Consider the following 16,941-nt stretch of genomic DNA (forward strand, 5'->3'; position numbering starts at 1 on the left):
TCAGCGGCCTGAGGTGATGCTCAGCCCTTTGAGCAGGCTCAAGGCCTGGGCCAACTGGTAATCATCATCCTGTGGCATCGCCTTGGCCTTGCCGCCGGAGCCGGTAGGCTTGTCGGCGCCGCCGTTGCCATTGCCCAGGTGACCTTGCAGATCGGCTTCCTTGAAGTACTCGCCGTCCTGCTCGCTGGTGATCTTGGCCTTGCGCACTTCGATGTCCGGAACGATGCCCTGGGCCTGGATTGAGCGGCCGTTCGGCGTGTAGTACAGCGCCGTGGTGATCTTCAGCGCGCGCTCGTTGTTCAGCGGCAGCACGGTCTGGACCGAGCCTTTGCCGAAACTGGTGGTGCCCATGACCACCGCACGTTTCTGATCCTGCAAGGCGCCGGCGACGATCTCCGAAGCCGAGGCACTACCGCCGTTGATCAGCGTGACCATTGGCACCGCTTCGCTTTCGTCCTTGCCGGTGGCGGAGAAGCGCAGCTCGGAATTGGCGATGCGGCCCTTGGTGTAAACGATCAGGCCCTTGGTGATGAAGTGGTCGACCACTTCCACCGCCGCCTGCAGCACGCCACCCGGGTTGTTGCGCAGGTCGAGGATGATGCCGTTGAGCTTCTTGCCGTTGTCCTTGCGCAACTTGGCCAGGGCCTTGGAAACCTCTTCGCCGGTCTTGACCTGGAACTGGGTAATGCGGATATAGCCGTAGCCGGACTCCAGCAGCTGACTCTTCACGCTCTTGACTTGAATGATGGCGCGGGCCAGGGTCACGTCGAATGGCGTGCCGCCGTCGCGCACCAGGGTCAGGGTGATTTTCTGGCCGATCTTGCCGCGCATCTTGTCCACGGCTTCGGTCATGCTCTGGCCACGGGTTGGCTGGCCGTTGATCTTGACGATGAAATCGCCGGCCTGAATGCCAGCCTTGGACGCCGGGGTGTCATCGATTGGCGAGACCACCTTGATGAAACCGTCTTCGGCACCGACTTCGATACCCAGGCCGCCGAATTCGCCGCTGGTGCTTTCCTGCAACTCAGCGAAGTCTTCCGGGCCCAGGTAGGCAGAGTGCGGGTCAAGGTTGCTGAGCATGCCCTTGATCGCGTTTTCCAGCAGGGTCTTGTCGTCCACCGGTTCGACATAGGCGGCCTTGATCCGGTCCATGACCTCGGCAAAGGTGCGCAACTCTTCCAGCGGCAATGGCGCCTTGGTGGTCGCAGCAGTGCCCGCAGGTGCGACCGCCGGAGCAGGTTGAGCGGCGAACGCCAGAGGCGCGCCGATCACCAGGGCGATCGTCAGGGCCAGCGAGGTAAGGCGGGACAAATGCAGCATGTCGAACGAACTCCTAATGTAGGTGATTCAGCGCCTATCCTTGCGCGCGGCACCATTGCGCCGGATCACTCGGGTGACCCTGCTGACGAATAGCGAAATACAACGCTGGCGTGTCTTGCCCGCCACTGTTGCCGACGGTGGAAATGGACTCACCGGCTTTTACCACGTCACCCGCAGACTTGAGCAACGTCTGGTTGTGACCGTAAAGACTCAAGAAACCGTTGCCGTGGTCGAGGATCACCAGCAGCCCTGCACCGCGCAACCAGTCGGCGAACACCACGCGTCCGCCGTGCACGGCGTGTACCTGGCTGCCGGCGGAGGCGCTGATCATCACGCCGTCCCACTTGGTGCGGGTGTCGTCGCCACGGGATTCGCCAAAGCGGGCAAGCAGTCGACCATCAACTGGCCAGGGAAGTTTTCCCCGGCTTGAGGCAAAAGGGCCACCAAAGGTTTCGCCGGAACTGGAAACCAGTGCGCCGGGGGTCGGTCTGGCGGGTTTGCGTGGGGCGTCAGTGGCATCCGCTTGTGCCTGAGCCTCACGTAAACGCTTTTTTTCGGCTTCCTGCTGGGCGATCAGCGCTTTTTGCCGCGCTTCCTCTGCCTCACGAGCCTGGCGCGCCAGGGTTTCTTCAATGGTTTTAAGGACTTTAGACAGATCCGCCTGATCCTGCTCACGAGCAGCCAGTTTCTGATCGCGCGCCTTTACGTCGCTGTTGAGCTTGGCCAGGACTTGCTGGCGCTCCTTGCGTACTTTGTCGAGTTCGTCGCGCTGGCTGTCGAGGCTGCTTTTCTGCACCAGCAGTTGCGCCTGCTGCAGGGCGATGTCTTTTTCGACATTGGCCAGTTGGCGCAAGGTTTCGTTGAAATTCTTCAGCTGCTCCAGGCGGGCCTGGCTCAGGTAGTCGTAATAGGTGAGGGTGCGGGCGAATTTTTCCGGGTTCTGCTGGTTGAGCAGCAGCTTCAGGTACTCCTGGCGGCCGTTCTGATAGGCCGCGCGGGCCTGCATGGCGATCAGTCGTTGCTGTTCAATGCGCGCGCTCTGGAGTTTTTTTTTCTCGGCATCGAGTCGTTCCAGCTCGGACTCGCTTTTCTTCAGCTCTTTTTGCAGGGCATCGACCTGCTTCTCGAGCTTGCCCATCTCGGTCTCGGTGCCCTTGAGGTCTTTCTGCACCCCTGATTTTTCTTCCTGCAACTTGTTCAGCAGTTTTTTCAGCTCGGCAATGTCCTGACGCGTGGCGTCCAACTGTTGTTGGGTTTGCGCGCGCTCGTCAGCGAAGGCCGGTTGGAGCAGGCAAGTCAGGGCGAGGGCTATCAGGACGCGAAGCATAGAGGCGGGTGATACCAGGGAAAGGGACGCCCTAGTATGCCCGCCAAGCGCTGCAAAAAAAACGCCCAATTGGGGCTGTGTGATAACCGGCCTGCAAAACACTGAAAACTAATGTGGGAGCTAGCCTGCTAGCGAATGCGGTGGGTCAGGCAACATTGATGTTGGCTGACACTCCGCATTCGCTAGCAGGCTAGCTCCCACAGGGTTTGGTGGTGTTTTAAGGACCGGTTACACCAATATCGATTTGCCAGTCATTTCCGCCGGTTTTTCCAGGTCCAGCAACATCAACATGGTCGGTGCCACGTCTGCCAGCACACCACCATCACGAACCTTGAAGTCACGCTTGCCGACATAAATGAACGGCACTGGCTCGGTGGTGTGGGCGGTGTGCGCCTGGCCAGTGGATTCATCGGACATTTGCTCGACGTTGCCATGGTCGGCGGTGATCAACGCTTCGCCGCCGACTTTTTCCAGCGCGTCGACGATTCGCCCGACGCACAGGTCCAGGCATTCAACGGCTTTGACGGCGGCGTCAAACACGCCACTGTGGCCGACCATGTCGCCGTTGGCGTAGTTGACCACGATCACGTCATAACGCTGATTGTCGATGGCGTCGACGATGCGGTCGGTGACTTCCGGCGCACTCATTTCCGGCTGCAAGTCATAGGTGGCGACTTTTGGCGACGGGATCAGGATGCGCTCTTCGCCCGGGAAGGGCTCTTCACGACCGCCGGAAAAGAAGAAGGTCACGTGGGCGTACTTCTCGGTTTCGGCAATGCGCAGCTGGGTCTTGCCGTTTTTCGCCAGGTAGTCGCCCAGCACGTTGTCCAGGCTGCCCGCGGCAAAGGCCGACGGCGCAGGGATGCTGGCGGCGTATTGGGTCAGCATGACGAAGCCGGCCAGTTTCGGCTGGCGGGCACGTTCGAATTCCTTGAAATCGTCTTCGACGAACACGCGGGTCAGTTCACGAGCGCGGTCGGCACGGAAGTTCATGAACACCACGGCGTCGCCGTCCTCGACTTTCACCGGCTCGCCGATGGAAGTGGCCTTGACGAACTCGTCGCTCTCGCCACGTTCATACGCGGCTTGCAGGCCTTCCTGAGCGGTGGCGGCGTTGAATTCGCCGTTGCCATCGACGATCAGGTTGTAAGCCTGGGACACGCGATCCCAACGGTTGTCACGGTCCATGGCGAAGTAACGGCCGATGATGCTGGCGATCCGGCCTTTGCCCAGGGCCTGGAAGGTCGCGTCGAGCAGTTCGATGGACGACTGGGCGCTTTTCGGCGGCGTGTCGCGACCGTCGAGGAAGGCGTGCAGGTAGATTTTTTCAGCGCCGCGCTTGTAGGCCAGTTCAGCCATGGCAACCAGGTGATCCTGATGGCTGTGAACGCCGCCATCGGACAGCAGGCCCATGAAGTGCACGGCTTTGCCGGCGGCAACGGCTTTATCCACGGCGGCGCAAATGGTCGGGTTCTCGAAGAACTCACCGTCGCGGATCGATTTGGTTACACGTGTGAAGTCCTGATACACCACTCGGCCGGCGCCAAGGTTCATGTGGCCGACTTCGGAGTTGCCCATCTGGCCGTCCGGCAGGCCGACGTCCATGCCGCTGCCCGAGATCAGGCCATTCGGCACGGTGGCCCACAAGCGGTCCAGTACGGGCTTCTTCGCGGCGAAGATGGCGTTGGATTCAGGGCTCTCACTGTGACCGAAGCCGTCGAGAATAATCAGGACCAAAGGTTTAGGCGTGGTAGTCATGGATTCCACTCGTGGCTGAGTTAAAAAGAGGGCGATGGAAAAGGGAGTGGCAGTTTAAAGCGAAGTTCCGGCCACGTCACCGCCGGACGGGGTTTGGCCCACCATAGTGGCTGTGTATACTGGCCGACATTTTAACGCCCTGGAACCTCCTTCGATGGTTGCTCACCTGATTGAATTTGCCACTAACCACTATCTGCTCGTCGGTATCTTCGTCGTACTGCTGGCGTTGCTGATCGCTTATCAGATGCAAGGCGGCGGCCGCAGCCTGAGCACCGGTGAACTGACCGGGCTGGTCAACAAGGACGCGGGCGTTGTGATCGACATTCGTTCGGTCAAGGATTTCGCCGCCGGTCACATTGTCGGCGCGTTGAATATTCCCCACGACAAACTGACCGCTCGCGTTGCCGAACTGGAAAAGCACAAGGCCAAGACCATCATCCTGGTCGACGCCATGGGCCAGACGGCTGGCACCCATGCCCGCGAACTGGTGAAATCCGGCTACACCGCGGCCAAGCTCTCCGGCGGTATTTCCAGCTGGAAGGGCGACAACCTGCCGCTGGTGAAGTGAAATGAGCAACGTCGTCGTCTATTCCAGCGATTACTGCCCTTACTGCTCGCGCGCCAAGTACCTGCTCGAGAACAAAGGCGTGGCCTTCGAAGAGATCAAGGTCGATGGCAAGCCGCAGGTGCGCGCCGCCATGGCCCAGAAGGCCGGACGTACGTCCGTGCCACAGATCTGGATCGGCAGCACTCACGTTGGCGGTTGTGATGATTTGTTCGCCCTGGAGCGCGCCGGTAAGCTCGACGCGATGCTTAAGGCCTAATGCCTTCCCTATAAGACCCAAGATCAGAAAGGATCTGAGATGACTGACCAACAGAACACTGCAGCTAGCGAAGAAGAAACCGCACCGCAATTCTCCTTGCAGCGCATCTACGTACGTGACTTGTCCTTCGAAGCCCCGAAAAGCCCGGCGATCTTCCGCCAGCAGTGGGAACCGAGCGTCGGTCTGGATCTGAATACCCGTCAAAAGGCGCTGGAAAACGACTTCCACGAAGTCGTGCTGACCTTGTCCGTGACCGTGAAAAACGGTGACGAAGTGGCGTTCATCGCTGAAGTGCAACAGGCCGGGATCTTCCTGATCAAGAATCTGGACGACGCTTCGATGAGCCACACCCTGGGCGCGTTCTGCCCGAACATCCTGTTCCCGTATGCTCGCGAAACCCTGGACAGCCTGGTGACCCGCGGTTCGTTCCCGGCCCTGATGCTGGCTCCGGTGAACTTCGACGCGCTGTACGCGCAAGAGCTGCAGCGCATGCAGGCGGCGGGCGAGACTCCCACCGTTCAGTAATCAGTTTCAGGCACCAAAGCAGTTTCAATGTGGGAGCGAGCCTGCTCGCGAATGGGAGTGTCAGAGACATCAATGTCGCCTGACACACCGCTTTCGCGAGCAGGCTCGCTCCCACATTTGCTTGGGTGTTATTTGAACCCGAGCTGACGCCAGCCTTCGTAGACGGCAACCGCCACGGTGTTCGACAGGTTCAGGCTGCGGCAGCCTTCGCGCATCGGCAGGCGCAGGCGTTGTTCACCGGGCAGGGCGTCGAGCACTTCTGCCGGCAGGCCACGGCTTTCGGGGCCGAACAGGAACGCATCACCCTCGGCGAAGCTGGCATCGTGAAACGGCCGCGAGCCCTTGGTGGTGAAGGCGAACAGTCGAGGATGGCCGAGGCTTTCCAGGCAGCTGGCGAGGTCGGCATGGCGTTGCAGGGTGGCATACTCGTGGTAGTCGAGGCCGGCCCGGCGCAGGCGCTTGTCGTCCATCTCGAAGCCCAGCGGCTCGATCAAGTGCAGGTGGCAGCCACTATTGGCGCACAGCCTGATAACGTTGCCGGTATTCGGCGGAATTTCTGGTTGGAAAAGGATGACGTGAAACATGCACGGCTCCGAAGGTAAAGATGACCGGCATTCTACGCCGCCAGTGGACAACCGTTCGAAACTATTCCTGCGAGTGATGGCTTCGCTGGCGATTGTCGGGGTGATGGTGGGGCTGATGATCGGCCGTTTGACCACCCCCGACCCCAGCGAACTGCAGCAGGTCGAGTTGACGAACGACGGGCTGGTGGTGTGGTTCAACAACGAGCCTGAGACCCACGGCGAGTGGGTCGACGGCAGCCTTGCGCTGTTGTTCAAGGCCCAAGGCAAGGCGCAGAAAGGTCAGTTCAAGCTCAACGACAAGAGCGTCAACTGGCGTGTGCGTTTGAGTGATGGGGGATTGTTGCTGACGGTGGTGGCGGCCCGGCCACTGCAGGGCGAGTGGGCCGGTAGCGAGGTCGATGACCGCTGGCGGATGGAGATCCATCTCCGAGAGCAATAAAAGAGGGAATCCCCGGCCTGCCTGTACCAAGGTTCCCAAAGCGGCAGGGCTCATCGCTATTGCGGTCTGAGCCCGGTGTAAAGAAGGAATCCCCGGCCTGCCTGTACCAAGGACCCCAAACTGGCAGGGCTCGTCGCTTGTGCGGTGTGAGCCCGATGTAAAGAGGGGAATCCCCGGCCTGCCTGTACCAAGGTCCCCGAAACCGGGTAGTGAACTGAATCACTGAATGGACTATTGCAGGGGGCGTGCCAGGTTTTAACAAGTTGATACAGAAAGCCGCTTTGGAAAGCTGAAAGCCCCGAGATTCGGGGCTTTCGTGTTTTTTCGGTAGGGGTTCGATTGCGAAAAATGGCGGGATTCGAGATCAGTGTTTGTGCGCGATTGCGGTTCAGGGTGCATTGAGTCGGTGCACGGAACCCCGAAATGTGGGAGCGAGCCTGCTCGCGAAAGCGGTGGTTCAGCCAGCATCAATGTTGGATGTAATGGTCCCATCGCGAGCAGGCTCGCTCCCACAGGGTTCATTGGTGTTCACTCGATGGTGAAAACACTGAAAATCCGCTGTGGGAGCGAGCCTGCTCGCGATGGCAATGTAACTGTCAGTAAAGAACTAAAGGCTGCTTAACCCTCTTCCCCTTCATCATCATCCCCACCATCAACCTTCATCCCCAACTCCTTGATCTTGCGCGTCAGGGTGTTACGCCCCCAACCCAGCAACACGGCGGCATCGCGGCGGCGGCCGGCGGTATGTTTGAGGGCAGTCTCGATCATGATCCGCTCGAAGGCCGGCACCGCGCTGTCGAGCAGGTTCGACTGACCGCGCGCTAATGCCTGATCAGCCCACTGCCGCAGCGCCTGCTCCCAATTGGTCACCGGTGCCGAATCCTGCGGCAGGCTCAGCAGTTCTGGCGGCAGGTCACTGATGTGCACTTCGCGACCCGAAGCCATCACTGTGATCCAGCGGCAAGTGTTCTCCAGCTGACGTACGTTGCCGCCCCACGGCAGGTTTTTCAGGTATTCCTCGGTTTCGCTTTTCAGCAGCTTCGGCTCCACCGCCAGCTCTTGCGCGGCGCGGCTGAGGAAGTGTTTGGCCAGGGTCGGGATGTCTTCGCGACGGTCCGACAACCGGGGGATATGAATGCGGATCACGTTGAGGCGGTGAAACAAGTCTTCGCGGAATTTCCCGGCGTGCACCAGGGTTTCCAGATTCTGGTGAGTCGCGGCAATGATTCGCACATCGACCTTCACTGGCACGTGGCCACCGACGCGGTAGAACTCGCCATCGGCCAGTACGCGCAGCAAACGGGTCTGGGTGTCGGCCGGCATGTCGCCGATTTCATCGAGGAACAGCGTGCCGCCATCAGCCTGTTCGAAGCGCCCGCGCCGCAGGTTGGCCGCGCCGGTGAACGCGCCTTTCTCGTGGCCAAACAGCTCGGATTCCATCAGGTCTTTCGGGATCGCCGCCATGTTCAGCGCAATAAACGGCGAAGCTGCACGCGGGCTGTGACGGTGCAGGGCGTGGGCGACCAGTTCTTTACCGGTACCGGATTCGCCGTTGATCAGCACGGTGATGTTGGAATGGCTCAAGCGCCCGATGGCGCGAAACACTTCCTGCATCGCCGGCGCTTCGCCGATGATTTCTGGCGTACGGGTCAGGGCAACCGGGACTTCCAGGCCTTGCTGTTCCTGGGCGTGCTGGTTGGCGCGCTTGACCAGGGAGACGGCTTCGTCAACGTCGAATGGCTTTGGCAGGTATTCAAACGCTCCGCCCTGATAGGACGCGACAGCGCTGTCCAGGTCGGAGTGCGCAGTCATGATGATCACTGGCAGCCGTGGGTGTTGTTCGCGAATCCGCGCCAGAAGGTCCAGACCGCTGGCGCCCGGCATGCGGATGTCGGAGATGATCACGTCCGGCTGCTGGCGCGCCAGGCGGCTCATCACGCCATCGGCGCTGTCGAAACTCTGCGTGGTCATGCCTTCTTGCTGCAAGGCTTTTTCCAGGACCCAACGGATAGAACGGTCGTCATCGACGATCCACACGGTTTCACTACGGCTCATGTCGATGTGGCTCCTTGTTCCAGTGGCAGAAAGATCGAGAAGGTGGTGTGGCCTGGGTGGCTGTCACATTCGATCAGGCCCTGGTGCTGGCTGATGATGTTCTGGGTAATGGCCAGGCCCAGCCCGGTACCGTCCGGACGGCCGCTGACCATGGGAAAGAAGATGGTTTCCTGAAGCTCTGCAGGTATGCCGGGACCGTTGTCGATGATTTCGATCTTGGTCACCAGGCGATGGCGCACATGGCCGATGGTGAACTGACGCAAGGCGCGGGTGCGCAGGCTGATGCGTCCCAGGCGCAGCTCGTTCTGGGTGCTGATGGCCTGCATCGCGTTGCGCACGATGTTCAGCACGGCCTGGATCATTTGTTCGCGGTCGATCAGCACATCGGGAATGCTCGGATCGTAGTCGCGCACCAAAGTGATGCAGCCCTGGCTTTCGGCCTCGACCAGTTGGCCGACGCGCTCGAGCACTTCATGAATATTGCACATGGCCAGCGATGGCAGTTTGTTCGAACCGAGCATGCGATCGACCAGGTTACGCAGCCGGTCGGCTTCTTCAATAATGACGTTGGTGTAATCGCGCAGGCTTTCTTCCGGCAGCTCGCGGGCAAGCAATTGGGCCGCACCGCGAATCCCGCCCAGCGGGTTCTTGATTTCATGGGCAAGGCCGCGCACCAGCATCTTGCTGGTTTCCTGCTTGGATAACTGCGCCTCCTCCTTGGTAATCCGCAGCAAGCGGTCACGGGGATGGACCTCCAGCAGCAGCATGGTGACGCCGTTGGCCAGGATCGGCGTGACCGCGTAGTCGACGGTGAGGGTTTGGCCGGTGAGGGCGGTGAGCATCGCCTCGCGCTTGGTGAAAGGGTGCGCCTGCTCGACCGCCTGGCGCAGGGAATTGAGCGCTTCGGGGGATTCGGTGAACAACTCGCTGATGAATTGCCCATGGCTGCGCTGGCCGCTGATGGCCAAAAGCATCTCCGCCGCCGGGTTCATGTACTCCAGACGCAGTTCGGCGTCGAGCAGGATGGTAGCGGTGGTCAGGTTATCGAGTAGCAAACGGTGTAGTGCGTCGCTTATGGTCATCAGGACCTCTTTTGGAGCGGAGCGTGCGCAGGAAACAAGCGTTGATACAGGGAAAATGCAAAAACCAAACCAAGGCTCCGAAAAGAAGCGTTTAAGGCCTGAAACAGGCGTTTGACGCTCGTTTGCGTGGCGTTCTGCCAGCTTTCGCGGGTATTTTCGAACCAAAATGGGTTGCGATATGGGTAGAGTGCAACTCGTCGCACCAATATAGTGCGACAAGCGAGGCGAGGTTAGAAGAAAGGCAGGATGGAATTATTCTCTTCTTCCGGTTTGTCTTTGAGTGGACATTCAGGTCGTTGGCCGTAGTCATCCAGCGTGCAAGGCTTGACCTGTCGCTTCTGCGCGAGGGATATGCGCACCATGTGGAACGGTTGATTGGCCGTGCGTTCGACGATTCGGCCCTGTTCGTCGATGATTTCCACGGACAGGTGATGGCTGCCGCGGTCGACGTTGCTCAACGGGAAGACCGGGCTGGTGCCAGGTTCGGCTGTGGGCTGGCCGTCAAGCAACAGGCGCAAGCGATGGCCGCGTTGCAGGCCGGGCTCGCTGGTGACGCTGACGATCAATTCGCCAGCGCTGCTGCGCATGGTCGCGTCAGGCTCCGGTATCAGTACTCTGAGCATGTCGTAGCGAAAGAGGGGTTTGGCTTCGGCTTTTTTCCCGGTCATCGCTGCGGCTGCGCCGGTCGGATGAGCGGACATGCGGTTGCTCGTCGCCAGCGGCACGCGCTTGGCATTGCTGGTGCCTGGCTGATCGGTGAAGACTCGATTGCCCTGGGCGTCGACGTAGGTGAAGACTTCGGCCGACGCGGGCAGGGCGATCAGGCAAGCGATCAACAGCCAGGACTTCACGGTGTATGCACCCGTTGCACGGTGAAGGTCACGGTCGGACTCTGTTGCACGATGTTTTCCCCGGCGATGACCTGTACCGCGAGGCTGTGCGTGCCGCGATCAATGTTGACCAATTGCAGAATCGGCACGTTGCTCGGTTGGCCGTAAGGTTGATCGTCCAGCAGCAGCCTGAACGAATGTGGGCCTTGCAGGCGTGGTTTGATCAGCACGTTGACGGTGAAGGTGCCATTGTTGGCCCGCAGGGCTTCGGTGGTGGGCAGGCCGGTCAATTCCAGCACCTCGTAGGCGCTGCGCGATTGCTCGCGATCGTTGGTGCTGGCAGCTGGCGCGGGTGCGCTCGGCGTCAGGGGCTCGACACTGTTGAGCGGCGGCAACTCGACCGGCTGCGCGTTGGCGCCATCGGGCGGTTGATTGCTGTAGGCGATGTTGCCGTTGGCGTCCGTGTACTTATAGATCTGCGCTGCGGCGGGCAGGGCGATCAGCAGCAGGATGATTGGAAAACCACGACCCATAAAATCGACCAGAAACGAAAGCGTTGGGGTGCAGCATAGGTCAGGGGTGGCGGTTGACCCAAGTTGTTAACATTCGGCGATGATTTATCGCAACCTCCCAAACACCACAAAACTATGTGGGAGCGAGCTTGCTCGCGATGGCGGCGTGGCAGACGACATCAATGTTGGATGATCAACCGTCATCGCGAGCAAGCTCGCTCCCACAGGGGTTTAGTGTCAGCCATTGAATCGCGGGTATAAAAAAGGCCTCCCGAAGGAGGCCTCTTTTTTTCACGCTGCTTGCGCAGGCGCTACCGGATCAGCAGCTGTAGTACAGCTCATATTCCAGTGGGTGTACGAAGGTACGTACCTTGATTTCTTCTTCGCTTTTCAGGGCGATGTAAGCGTCGATGAAGTCGTCGCTGAAAACGCCGCCTTTGGTCAGGAACGCACGACCTTTGTCCAGCTCTTCCAGGGCTTCTTTCAGGCTGCCGCAAACTTGTGGGATCTCTTTGGCCTCTTCAGGCGGCAGGTCGTACAGGTTTTTGTCAGCGGCGTCGCCTGGGTGGATCTTGTTCTGGATGCCGTCCAGGCCAGCCATCAACAGTGCAGCGAAGCCCAGGTACGGGTTGGCTGCCGGATCCGGGAAGCGGGCTTCGATACGGCGAGCGCGAGGGCTGGACACGTAAGGAATACGGATCGAAGCGGAACGGTTGCGAGCCGAGTAGGCCAGCATTACCGGAGCTTCGAAACCTGGGACCAGACGCTTGTAGGAGTTGGTCGACGGGTTGGTGAAGCCGTTCAGCGCCTTACCGTGCTTGATGATGCCGCCGATGAAGTACAGGGCGGTATCGGACAGGCCGGCATAACCTTCGCCAGCGAAGGTGTTCTTGCCATCTTTGGCGATGGACAGGTGAACGTGCATACCCGAGCCGTTGTCGCCGTACAGAGGCTTAGGCATGAAGGTCGCGGTGCGGCCGTATGCATCAGCAACGTTGTGTACGCAGTATTTCAGGGTCTGAACTTCGTCAGCCTTGGCCACCAGGGTGTTGAACTTCACACCGATTTCGTTCTGGCCAGCAGTCGCCACTTCGTGGTGGTGAACTTCGATGACCAGGCCCATCTCTTCCATGGCGTTGCACATGGAGGTACGGATCTCGTGATCGTGGTCGAACGGCGGAACAGGGAAGTAGCCGCCTTTGACGCCTGGACGGTGGCCACGGTTGCCGCCTTCCACGTCCTGGTCGGACATCCACGAACCTTGCTCGGAGTAGATCTTGAACATGGAACCGGAGATGTCGGACTTGAACTTCACTTCGTCGAAGATGAAGAATTCAGGCTCCGGACCTACAAATACGGTGTCGCCGATACCGGTCGACTTCAGGTATTCCTCGGCACGCTTGGCGATCGCACGTGGGTCACGGTCGTAGCCTTGCATGGTCGAAGGCTCGATCACGTCGCAGACCAGGATCAGGGTCGGCTCTTCGGTGAACGGGTCGAGTACGGCAGTGCTGTCGTCCGGCATCAGGATCATGTCGGAGGCTTCGATGCCTTTCCAGCCAGCGATGGAGGAACCGTCGAACATTTTGCCTTCTTCGAAGAAAGCTTCATCCAGCGCGTCGCGAGCCGGCATGGTCACGTGATGCTGAGTGCCTTTGGTGTCTGTGAAGCGCAGATCAATCCACTTGACGTCATGATCTTTGATGAGTTGAACCGACTTCGACATAGTGTCCTCCGGGTGGATTCGGGCTTTGGTAGTGGAAGGCCCTTGGAATGTGGGTGATGCCGGCGCGAATACTCTGCCAAGGCAACCTGCCTCACAAGGGAGCAAATTGCATGCCAGTGCCCCACCATGGGTTTTTTGCCCCAATATCACGCTAATAAAGGCCAAATACGCAGCAAAGGCGAAATTCTCGCCCTGTAATGTGGCGTGCAAATCGACAAATGACCTGTTTTGGTGCGTGCAAAACCTTCTGCACATTAACTGGTTAAACCTTGAGCAATTTCCGCTATAATCCGCGCCCCCCTTTTTCGGCTGGCCCAGCGCGCGCTGTTTTCATGAAACTAATCGTAAAAGTCTTTCCAGAGATCACCATCAAGAGCCGCCCGGTACGGATGCGTTTCATCCGCCAGTTGGCCAAAAACATCCGTACCGTGCTCCGTGACCTGGACCCGGCTGTGGTGGTGAACGGTGTGTGGGACAATCTCGAGCTGGAAACCCGCGTCAGCGAGCCCAAGGCCCTGAAGGAGATGACCGAGCGCCTGAGTTGCATGCCGGGCATCGCGCATTTCCTGCAGGTTGACGAATACCCGCTGGGTGACTTCGACGACATCGTTGCCAAGTGCAAGCAGCACTTCGGCGCAGCGTTGTCCGGAAAGATCTTTTCGGTGCGCTGCAAGCGGGCCGGCAAGCATGAATTCAGCTCGATGGACGTCGAGAAATACGTCGGCAGTCAACTGCGTCGTCAGTGCGGCGCCGCTGGAATCTCGCTGAAAGAGCCGCAAATCGAAGTCCGCATCGAAATTCGCGACAAACGGTTGTTTGTGATCCACAGCCAGCACAACAGCATCGGCGGTTATCCGCTGGGTGCCCTGGAACAGACGCTTGTGCTGATGTCCGGCGGCTTCGATTCCACCGTTGCCGCCTACCAGATCATGCGCCGCGGCCTGATGAGCCATTTCTGCTTCTTCAATCTGGGCGGAAGAGCCCATGAACTGGGCGTCATGGAAGTCGCGCACTTCATCTGGAAGAAGTACGGAAGCTCCCAGCGCGTGTTATTTGTGAGTGTGCCATTCGAGGAAGTACTGGGAGAAATTCTCGGTAAAGTCGATAACAGTCATATGGGTGTGGTTTTGAAGCGTATGATGTTGCGCGCTGCTTCCCGTATTGCCGATCGGCTGGAGATCGAAGCGCTGGTCACCGGCGAAGCGATTTCCCAGGTGTCGAGCCAGACGTTGCCGAACCTGTCCGTGATCGACTGCGTGACCGACAAGCTGGTCTTGCGTCCGCTGATCGCCAGTCACAAGCAGGACATTATCGACCTGGCCAACGAAATCGGCACTGCCGACTTCGCCAAGCACATGCCGGAATATTGCGGGGTCATCTCGGTGAACCCCAAGACCCACGCCAAACGTCCACGCGTGGAGCATGAAGAGAAAGAATTCGACATGGCGGTACTCGAGCGTGCGCTCGAGAACGCCAAACTGGTGCCGATCGATCGCGTGATCGACGAATTGGGCCAGGACTTGCAAATCGAAGAAGTCAGCGAAGCACTGGCGGGCCAGATCATCATCGACATCCGTCACCCGGATGCCGCTGAAGACGAGCCGCTGGAACTCGCCGGCATTGAGGTACAGACGATGCCGTTTTATGCATTGAACGCTCGTTTCAAGGAACTGGACCCTACTCGCCAGTACCTGCTGTATTGCGACAAAGGCGTGATGAGTCGCCTGCATGCCCACCATTTGCTCAGTGAGGGGCATGCCAATGTGCGCGTTTATCGACCGAGCTAAGAGCCCGGGGCTGTATGCCTGTGGCCTGCGTCACCGGCCCCCCGACTCTGCCGTCAAGCTGTAACGGCAAGGCCTGACTCTACTGTAAATCGCTGCCAAGACTTGTCAGCACACCGAATCCTCTGATCGAGATACACAAGTGATCGAAAATCTACGCAACATCGCCATCATTGCTCACGTTGACCATGGTAAGACCACCCTGGTAGACAAACTCTTGCGTCAATCCGGCACCCTGGAGCGCAACGAGCTCAACGACGAGCGCGTGATGGACTCCAACGACCAGGAGAAAGAGCGCGGTATTACCATTCTGGCGAAAAACACCGCCATCAACTGGAACGGCTACCACATCAACATCGTGGACACCCCGGGCCACGCCGACTTCGGCGGCGAAGTTGAACGCGTTATGTCGATGGTTGACTCCGTTCTGCTGCTGGTTGACGCTCAAGACGGCCCTATGCCGCAAACCCGTTTCGTGACCAAGAAGGCTTTCGAAGCCGGCCTGCGTCCAATCGTGGTCATCAACAAGGTTGACCGTCCAGGCGCGCGTCCGGACTGGGTTCTGGACCAGATCTTCGACCTGTTCGACAACCTGGGTGCTACCGAAGAACAGCTTGATTTTCAGGTTGTTTACGCTTCGGCCCTGAACGGTATTGCCGGTCTGGAACACACCGCCATGGCGGAAGACATGACCCCGCTGTACCAGGCGATCGTCGACCACGTTCCAGCTCCGAAAGTTGACCGTGACGGCCCGTTCCAGATGCAAATCTCGGCACTGGACTACAACAGCTTCCTGGGTGTTATCGGCGTTGGTCGTATCGCTCGTGGTCGCGTCAAGCCGAACACTCAAGTTGTGGCTATCGACGCCGACGGCAAGCGCCGCAACGGTCGTATCCTGAAGCTGATGGGTCACCACGGTCTGCACCGTATCGACGTTGACGAAGCAGCTGCCGGCGACATCGTCTGCATCAGCGGCTTCGACCAGCTGTTCATCTCCGACACTCTGTGCGACCCACTGAACGTCGAAGCGATGAAGCCGCTGACCGTTGACGAGCCAACCGTTTCCATGACCTTCCAGGTTAACGACTCGCCGTTCTGCGGTCGTGAAGGCAAGTTCGTCACCAGCCGTAACATCAAAGAGCGTCTGGACAAGGAACTGCTCTACAACGTTGCCCTGCGCGTTGAAGAAGGCGACACCGCCGACAAGTTCAAGGTCTCCGGCCGTGGTGAACTGCACCTCTCGGTACTGATCGAAACCATGCGTCGCGAAGGCTTCGAAATGGGTGTTGGTCGTCCGGAAGTGATCATCCGTCTGGTTGACGGTGTGAAGCACGAACCGTACGAAAACGTGACCATCGACCTGCCGGAAGAATCGCAAGGTTCGATCATGGAACAGATCGGTATCCGTAAAGGCGACCTGACCAACATGGTTCCGGATGGCAAGGGCCGTGTGCGCCTTGAGTACAACATCCCGGCTCGTGGCTTGATCGGTTTCCGTAACGAGTTCCTGACCCTGACCTCCGGCGCAGGCATCCTGACCTCGATCTTCGACCGTTACGACGTGATGAAGTCCGGCGACATGTCCGGCCGTCAGAACGGCGTGCTGGTGTCGGTTGCTACCGGTAAGGCGCTGACTTACTCGCTGGAAACCCTGCAAGCTCGCGGCAAACTGTTCCTGGGTCACGGTGAAGACGTGTACGAAGGTCAAATCGTCGGCATCAACAGCCGCGACAACGACCTGGGCGTCAACCCAACCAAAGGCAAGAAGCTCGACAACATGCGTGCTTCGGGTAAAGACGAAACCATCGCTCTGGTTCCGCCTATCCGCTTCACCCTGGAGCAGGCTCTGGAATTCGTTCAAGAAGACGAATTGTGCGAAGTCACTCCTAAGTCCATCCGTCTTCGTAAGAAGATCCTGGGCGAAAGCGAGCGTACCCGCGCTGCCAAGAAAGCCGGTAACTGAGTTTCGACTTAGTTAGCAGCTAAAAAAACGCCCCCGATCGTAAGGTCGGGGGCGTTTTTGTTTGTCTGGGGTTTATGCGGTGTTAGTGCCGGCCCCTTCGCGAGCAGGCTCGCTCCCACAGGGGGGGGCGGCGCTGAACACAAATTTTGTGAACACCACAATTCACTGTGGGAGCGAGCCTGCTCGCGAAGAGGCCCGGTCAGGCAGCGAGA

General features: G+C 59.1%; 15 protein-coding genes. 6 read left to right on the forward strand and 9 right to left on the reverse strand.

The features are described 5' to 3' along the window. The 3 genes from ACA041_RS01450 to gpmI form a co-directional block, all read right to left on the reverse strand. A complete protein-coding gene (locus tag ACA041_RS01450) occupies positions 1-1,320 on the reverse strand; it encodes a S41 family peptidase (RefSeq protein WP_497439567.1) in 1,320 nt (439 codons plus the stop codon). Between the two features lie 34 nt (positions 1,321-1,354). Then, complete coding sequence (locus ACA041_RS01455) at positions 1,355-2,647, reverse strand: murein hydrolase activator EnvC family protein (RefSeq protein WP_497439568.1); 1,293 nt, start codon at positions 2,645-2,647, stop codon at positions 1,355-1,357. 228 nt (positions 2,648-2,875) lie between these two features. Beyond that, positions 2,876-4,405, reverse strand: coding sequence for a 2,3-bisphosphoglycerate-independent phosphoglycerate mutase (gpmI, locus tag ACA041_RS01460; RefSeq protein WP_497439569.1), 1,530 nt, complete (start codon positions 4,403-4,405; stop codon positions 2,876-2,878). 154 nt (positions 4,406-4,559) lie between these two features. Between gpmI and ACA041_RS01465 the strand changes: the two genes are divergently transcribed. The 3 genes from ACA041_RS01465 to secB are packed head-to-tail and all read left to right on the forward strand — an operon-like array spanning position 4,560 to position 5,754. Continuing rightward, a complete protein-coding gene (locus ACA041_RS01465; protein ID WP_497439570.1) occupies positions 4,560-4,973 on the forward strand; it encodes a rhodanese-like domain-containing protein in 414 nt (137 codons plus the stop codon). Between the two features lies 1 nt (position 4,974). Beyond that, positions 4,975-5,229 carry a glutaredoxin 3 gene (gene grxC, locus ACA041_RS01470; RefSeq protein ID WP_008149430.1) on the forward strand — a complete coding sequence of 85 codons (255 nt, stop codon included), beginning with the start codon at positions 4,975-4,977 and terminating at the stop codon, positions 5,227-5,229. A 39-nt stretch (positions 5,230-5,268) separates the two neighbouring features. Beyond that, positions 5,269-5,754: a protein-export chaperone SecB gene (gene secB, locus ACA041_RS01475; protein ID WP_064675449.1), complete on the forward strand. Its 486-nt coding sequence runs from the start codon at positions 5,269-5,271 to the stop codon at positions 5,752-5,754. A gap of 128 nt (positions 5,755-5,882) precedes the next feature. Here secB and ACA041_RS01480 read toward each other — a convergent pair whose 3' ends face one another. Then, on the reverse strand, positions 5,883-6,338 hold the full coding sequence (locus ACA041_RS01480; RefSeq protein WP_007949025.1) for a tRNA (cytidine(34)-2'-O)-methyltransferase: 456 nt from the start codon (positions 6,336-6,338) through the stop codon (positions 5,883-5,885). Between ACA041_RS01480 and ACA041_RS01485 the strand changes: the two genes are divergently transcribed. After that, positions 6,337-6,777 (forward strand): hypothetical protein, encoded by a 441-nt coding sequence (locus tag ACA041_RS01485; RefSeq protein WP_497439571.1) that lies wholly within the window; start codon positions 6,337-6,339, stop codon positions 6,775-6,777. The genes ACA041_RS01480 and ACA041_RS01485 overlap by 2 nt on opposite strands. Positions 6,778-7,395: 618 nt before the next feature. On the opposite strand, the gene ntrC is transcribed toward ACA041_RS01485, so the two are convergent. The 5 genes from ntrC to glnA all read right to left on the reverse strand — a co-directional run bounded on the left by ntrC (position 7,396) and on the right by glnA (position 12,982). Beyond that, the gene (gene ntrC / locus ACA041_RS01490) at positions 7,396-8,832 is read right to left on the reverse strand and encodes a nitrogen regulation protein NR(I) (RefSeq protein ID WP_497439572.1); all 1,437 of its coding nucleotides are present in this window, start codon (positions 8,830-8,832) and stop codon (positions 7,396-7,398) included. Then, entirely contained in the window at positions 8,829-9,914 is a 1,086-nt protein-coding gene (glnL, locus tag ACA041_RS01495) for a nitrogen regulation protein NR(II) (RefSeq protein WP_497439573.1), read from the reverse strand. Before glnL ends, ntrC begins: the two co-directional genes overlap by 4 nt. A 230-nt stretch (positions 9,915-10,144) precedes the next feature. Next, positions 10,145-10,765, reverse strand: a complete 621-nt coding sequence (locus ACA041_RS01500; protein ID WP_497439574.1) for a DUF4124 domain-containing protein — start codon at positions 10,763-10,765, stop codon at positions 10,145-10,147. Then, positions 10,762-11,277: a DUF4124 domain-containing protein gene (locus tag ACA041_RS01505; protein WP_497439575.1), complete on the reverse strand. Its 516-nt coding sequence runs from the start codon at positions 11,275-11,277 to the stop codon at positions 10,762-10,764. The genes ACA041_RS01500 and ACA041_RS01505 overlap by 4 nt, the downstream gene beginning before the upstream one ends. 298 nt (positions 11,278-11,575) lie before the next feature. Beyond that, a complete protein-coding gene (gene glnA / locus ACA041_RS01510; RefSeq protein ID WP_497439576.1) occupies positions 11,576-12,982 on the reverse strand; it encodes a glutamate--ammonia ligase in 1,407 nt (468 codons plus the stop codon). Positions 12,983-13,314: 332 nt separating this feature from the next. Here glnA and thiI point away from each other — a divergent pair, with 332 nt between their 5' ends. Together thiI and typA are read left to right on the forward strand one after the other, a co-directional pair. Next, on the forward strand, positions 13,315-14,769 hold the full coding sequence (gene thiI / locus ACA041_RS01515; RefSeq protein ID WP_497439577.1) for a tRNA uracil 4-sulfurtransferase ThiI: 1,455 nt from the start codon (positions 13,315-13,317) through the stop codon (positions 14,767-14,769). A 139-nt stretch (positions 14,770-14,908) separates the two neighbouring features. Then, positions 14,909-16,729, forward strand: a complete 1,821-nt coding sequence (gene typA, locus ACA041_RS01520) for a translational GTPase TypA (protein ID WP_149416752.1) — start codon at positions 14,909-14,911, stop codon at positions 16,727-16,729. The last annotated feature ends 212 nt before the right edge of the window (positions 16,730-16,941 follow it).

The sequence above is a fragment of the Pseudomonas sp. LBUM1676 genome, assembly GCF_059695605.1.

What these genes read in the sequence shown, in the direction of transcription:
- ACA041_RS01455 (WP_497439568.1), bottom strand. Translation starts at nt 2,647, where the DNA reads ATGCTTCGCGTCCTGATAGCCCTCGCCCTGACTTGCCTGCTCCAACCG.
- ntrC (WP_497439572.1), bottom strand. Translation starts at nt 8,832, where the DNA reads ATGAGCCGTAGTGAAACCGTGTGGATCGTCGATGACGACCGTTCTATC.
- ACA041_RS01485 (WP_497439571.1), top strand. Translation starts at nt 6,337, where the DNA reads ATGCACGGCTCCGAAGGTAAAGATGACCGGCATTCTACGCCGCCAGTG.
- secB (WP_064675449.1), top strand. Translation starts at nt 5,269, where the DNA reads ATGACTGACCAACAGAACACTGCAGCTAGCGAAGAAGAAACCGCACCG.
- ACA041_RS01480 (WP_007949025.1), bottom strand. Translation starts at nt 6,338, where the DNA reads ATGTTTCACGTCATCCTTTTCCAACCAGAAATTCCGCCGAATACCGGC.
- grxC (WP_008149430.1), top strand. Translation starts at nt 4,975, where the DNA reads ATGAGCAACGTCGTCGTCTATTCCAGCGATTACTGCCCTTACTGCTCG.
- thiI (WP_497439577.1), top strand. Translation starts at nt 13,315, where the DNA reads ATGAAACTAATCGTAAAAGTCTTTCCAGAGATCACCATCAAGAGCCGC.
- ACA041_RS01465 (WP_497439570.1), top strand. Translation starts at nt 4,560, where the DNA reads ATGGTTGCTCACCTGATTGAATTTGCCACTAACCACTATCTGCTCGTC.
- ACA041_RS01450 (WP_497439567.1), bottom strand. Translation starts at nt 1,320, where the DNA reads ATGCTGCATTTGTCCCGCCTTACCTCGCTGGCCCTGACGATCGCCCTG.
- glnA (WP_497439576.1), bottom strand. Translation starts at nt 12,982, where the DNA reads ATGTCGAAGTCGGTTCAACTCATCAAAGATCATGACGTCAAGTGGATT.
- gpmI (WP_497439569.1), bottom strand. Translation starts at nt 4,405, where the DNA reads ATGACTACCACGCCTAAACCTTTGGTCCTGATTATTCTCGACGGCTTC.
- glnL (WP_497439573.1), bottom strand. Translation starts at nt 9,914, where the DNA reads ATGACCATAAGCGACGCACTACACCGTTTGCTACTCGATAACCTGACC.
- ACA041_RS01505 (WP_497439575.1), bottom strand. Translation starts at nt 11,277, where the DNA reads ATGGGTCGTGGTTTTCCAATCATCCTGCTGCTGATCGCCCTGCCCGCC.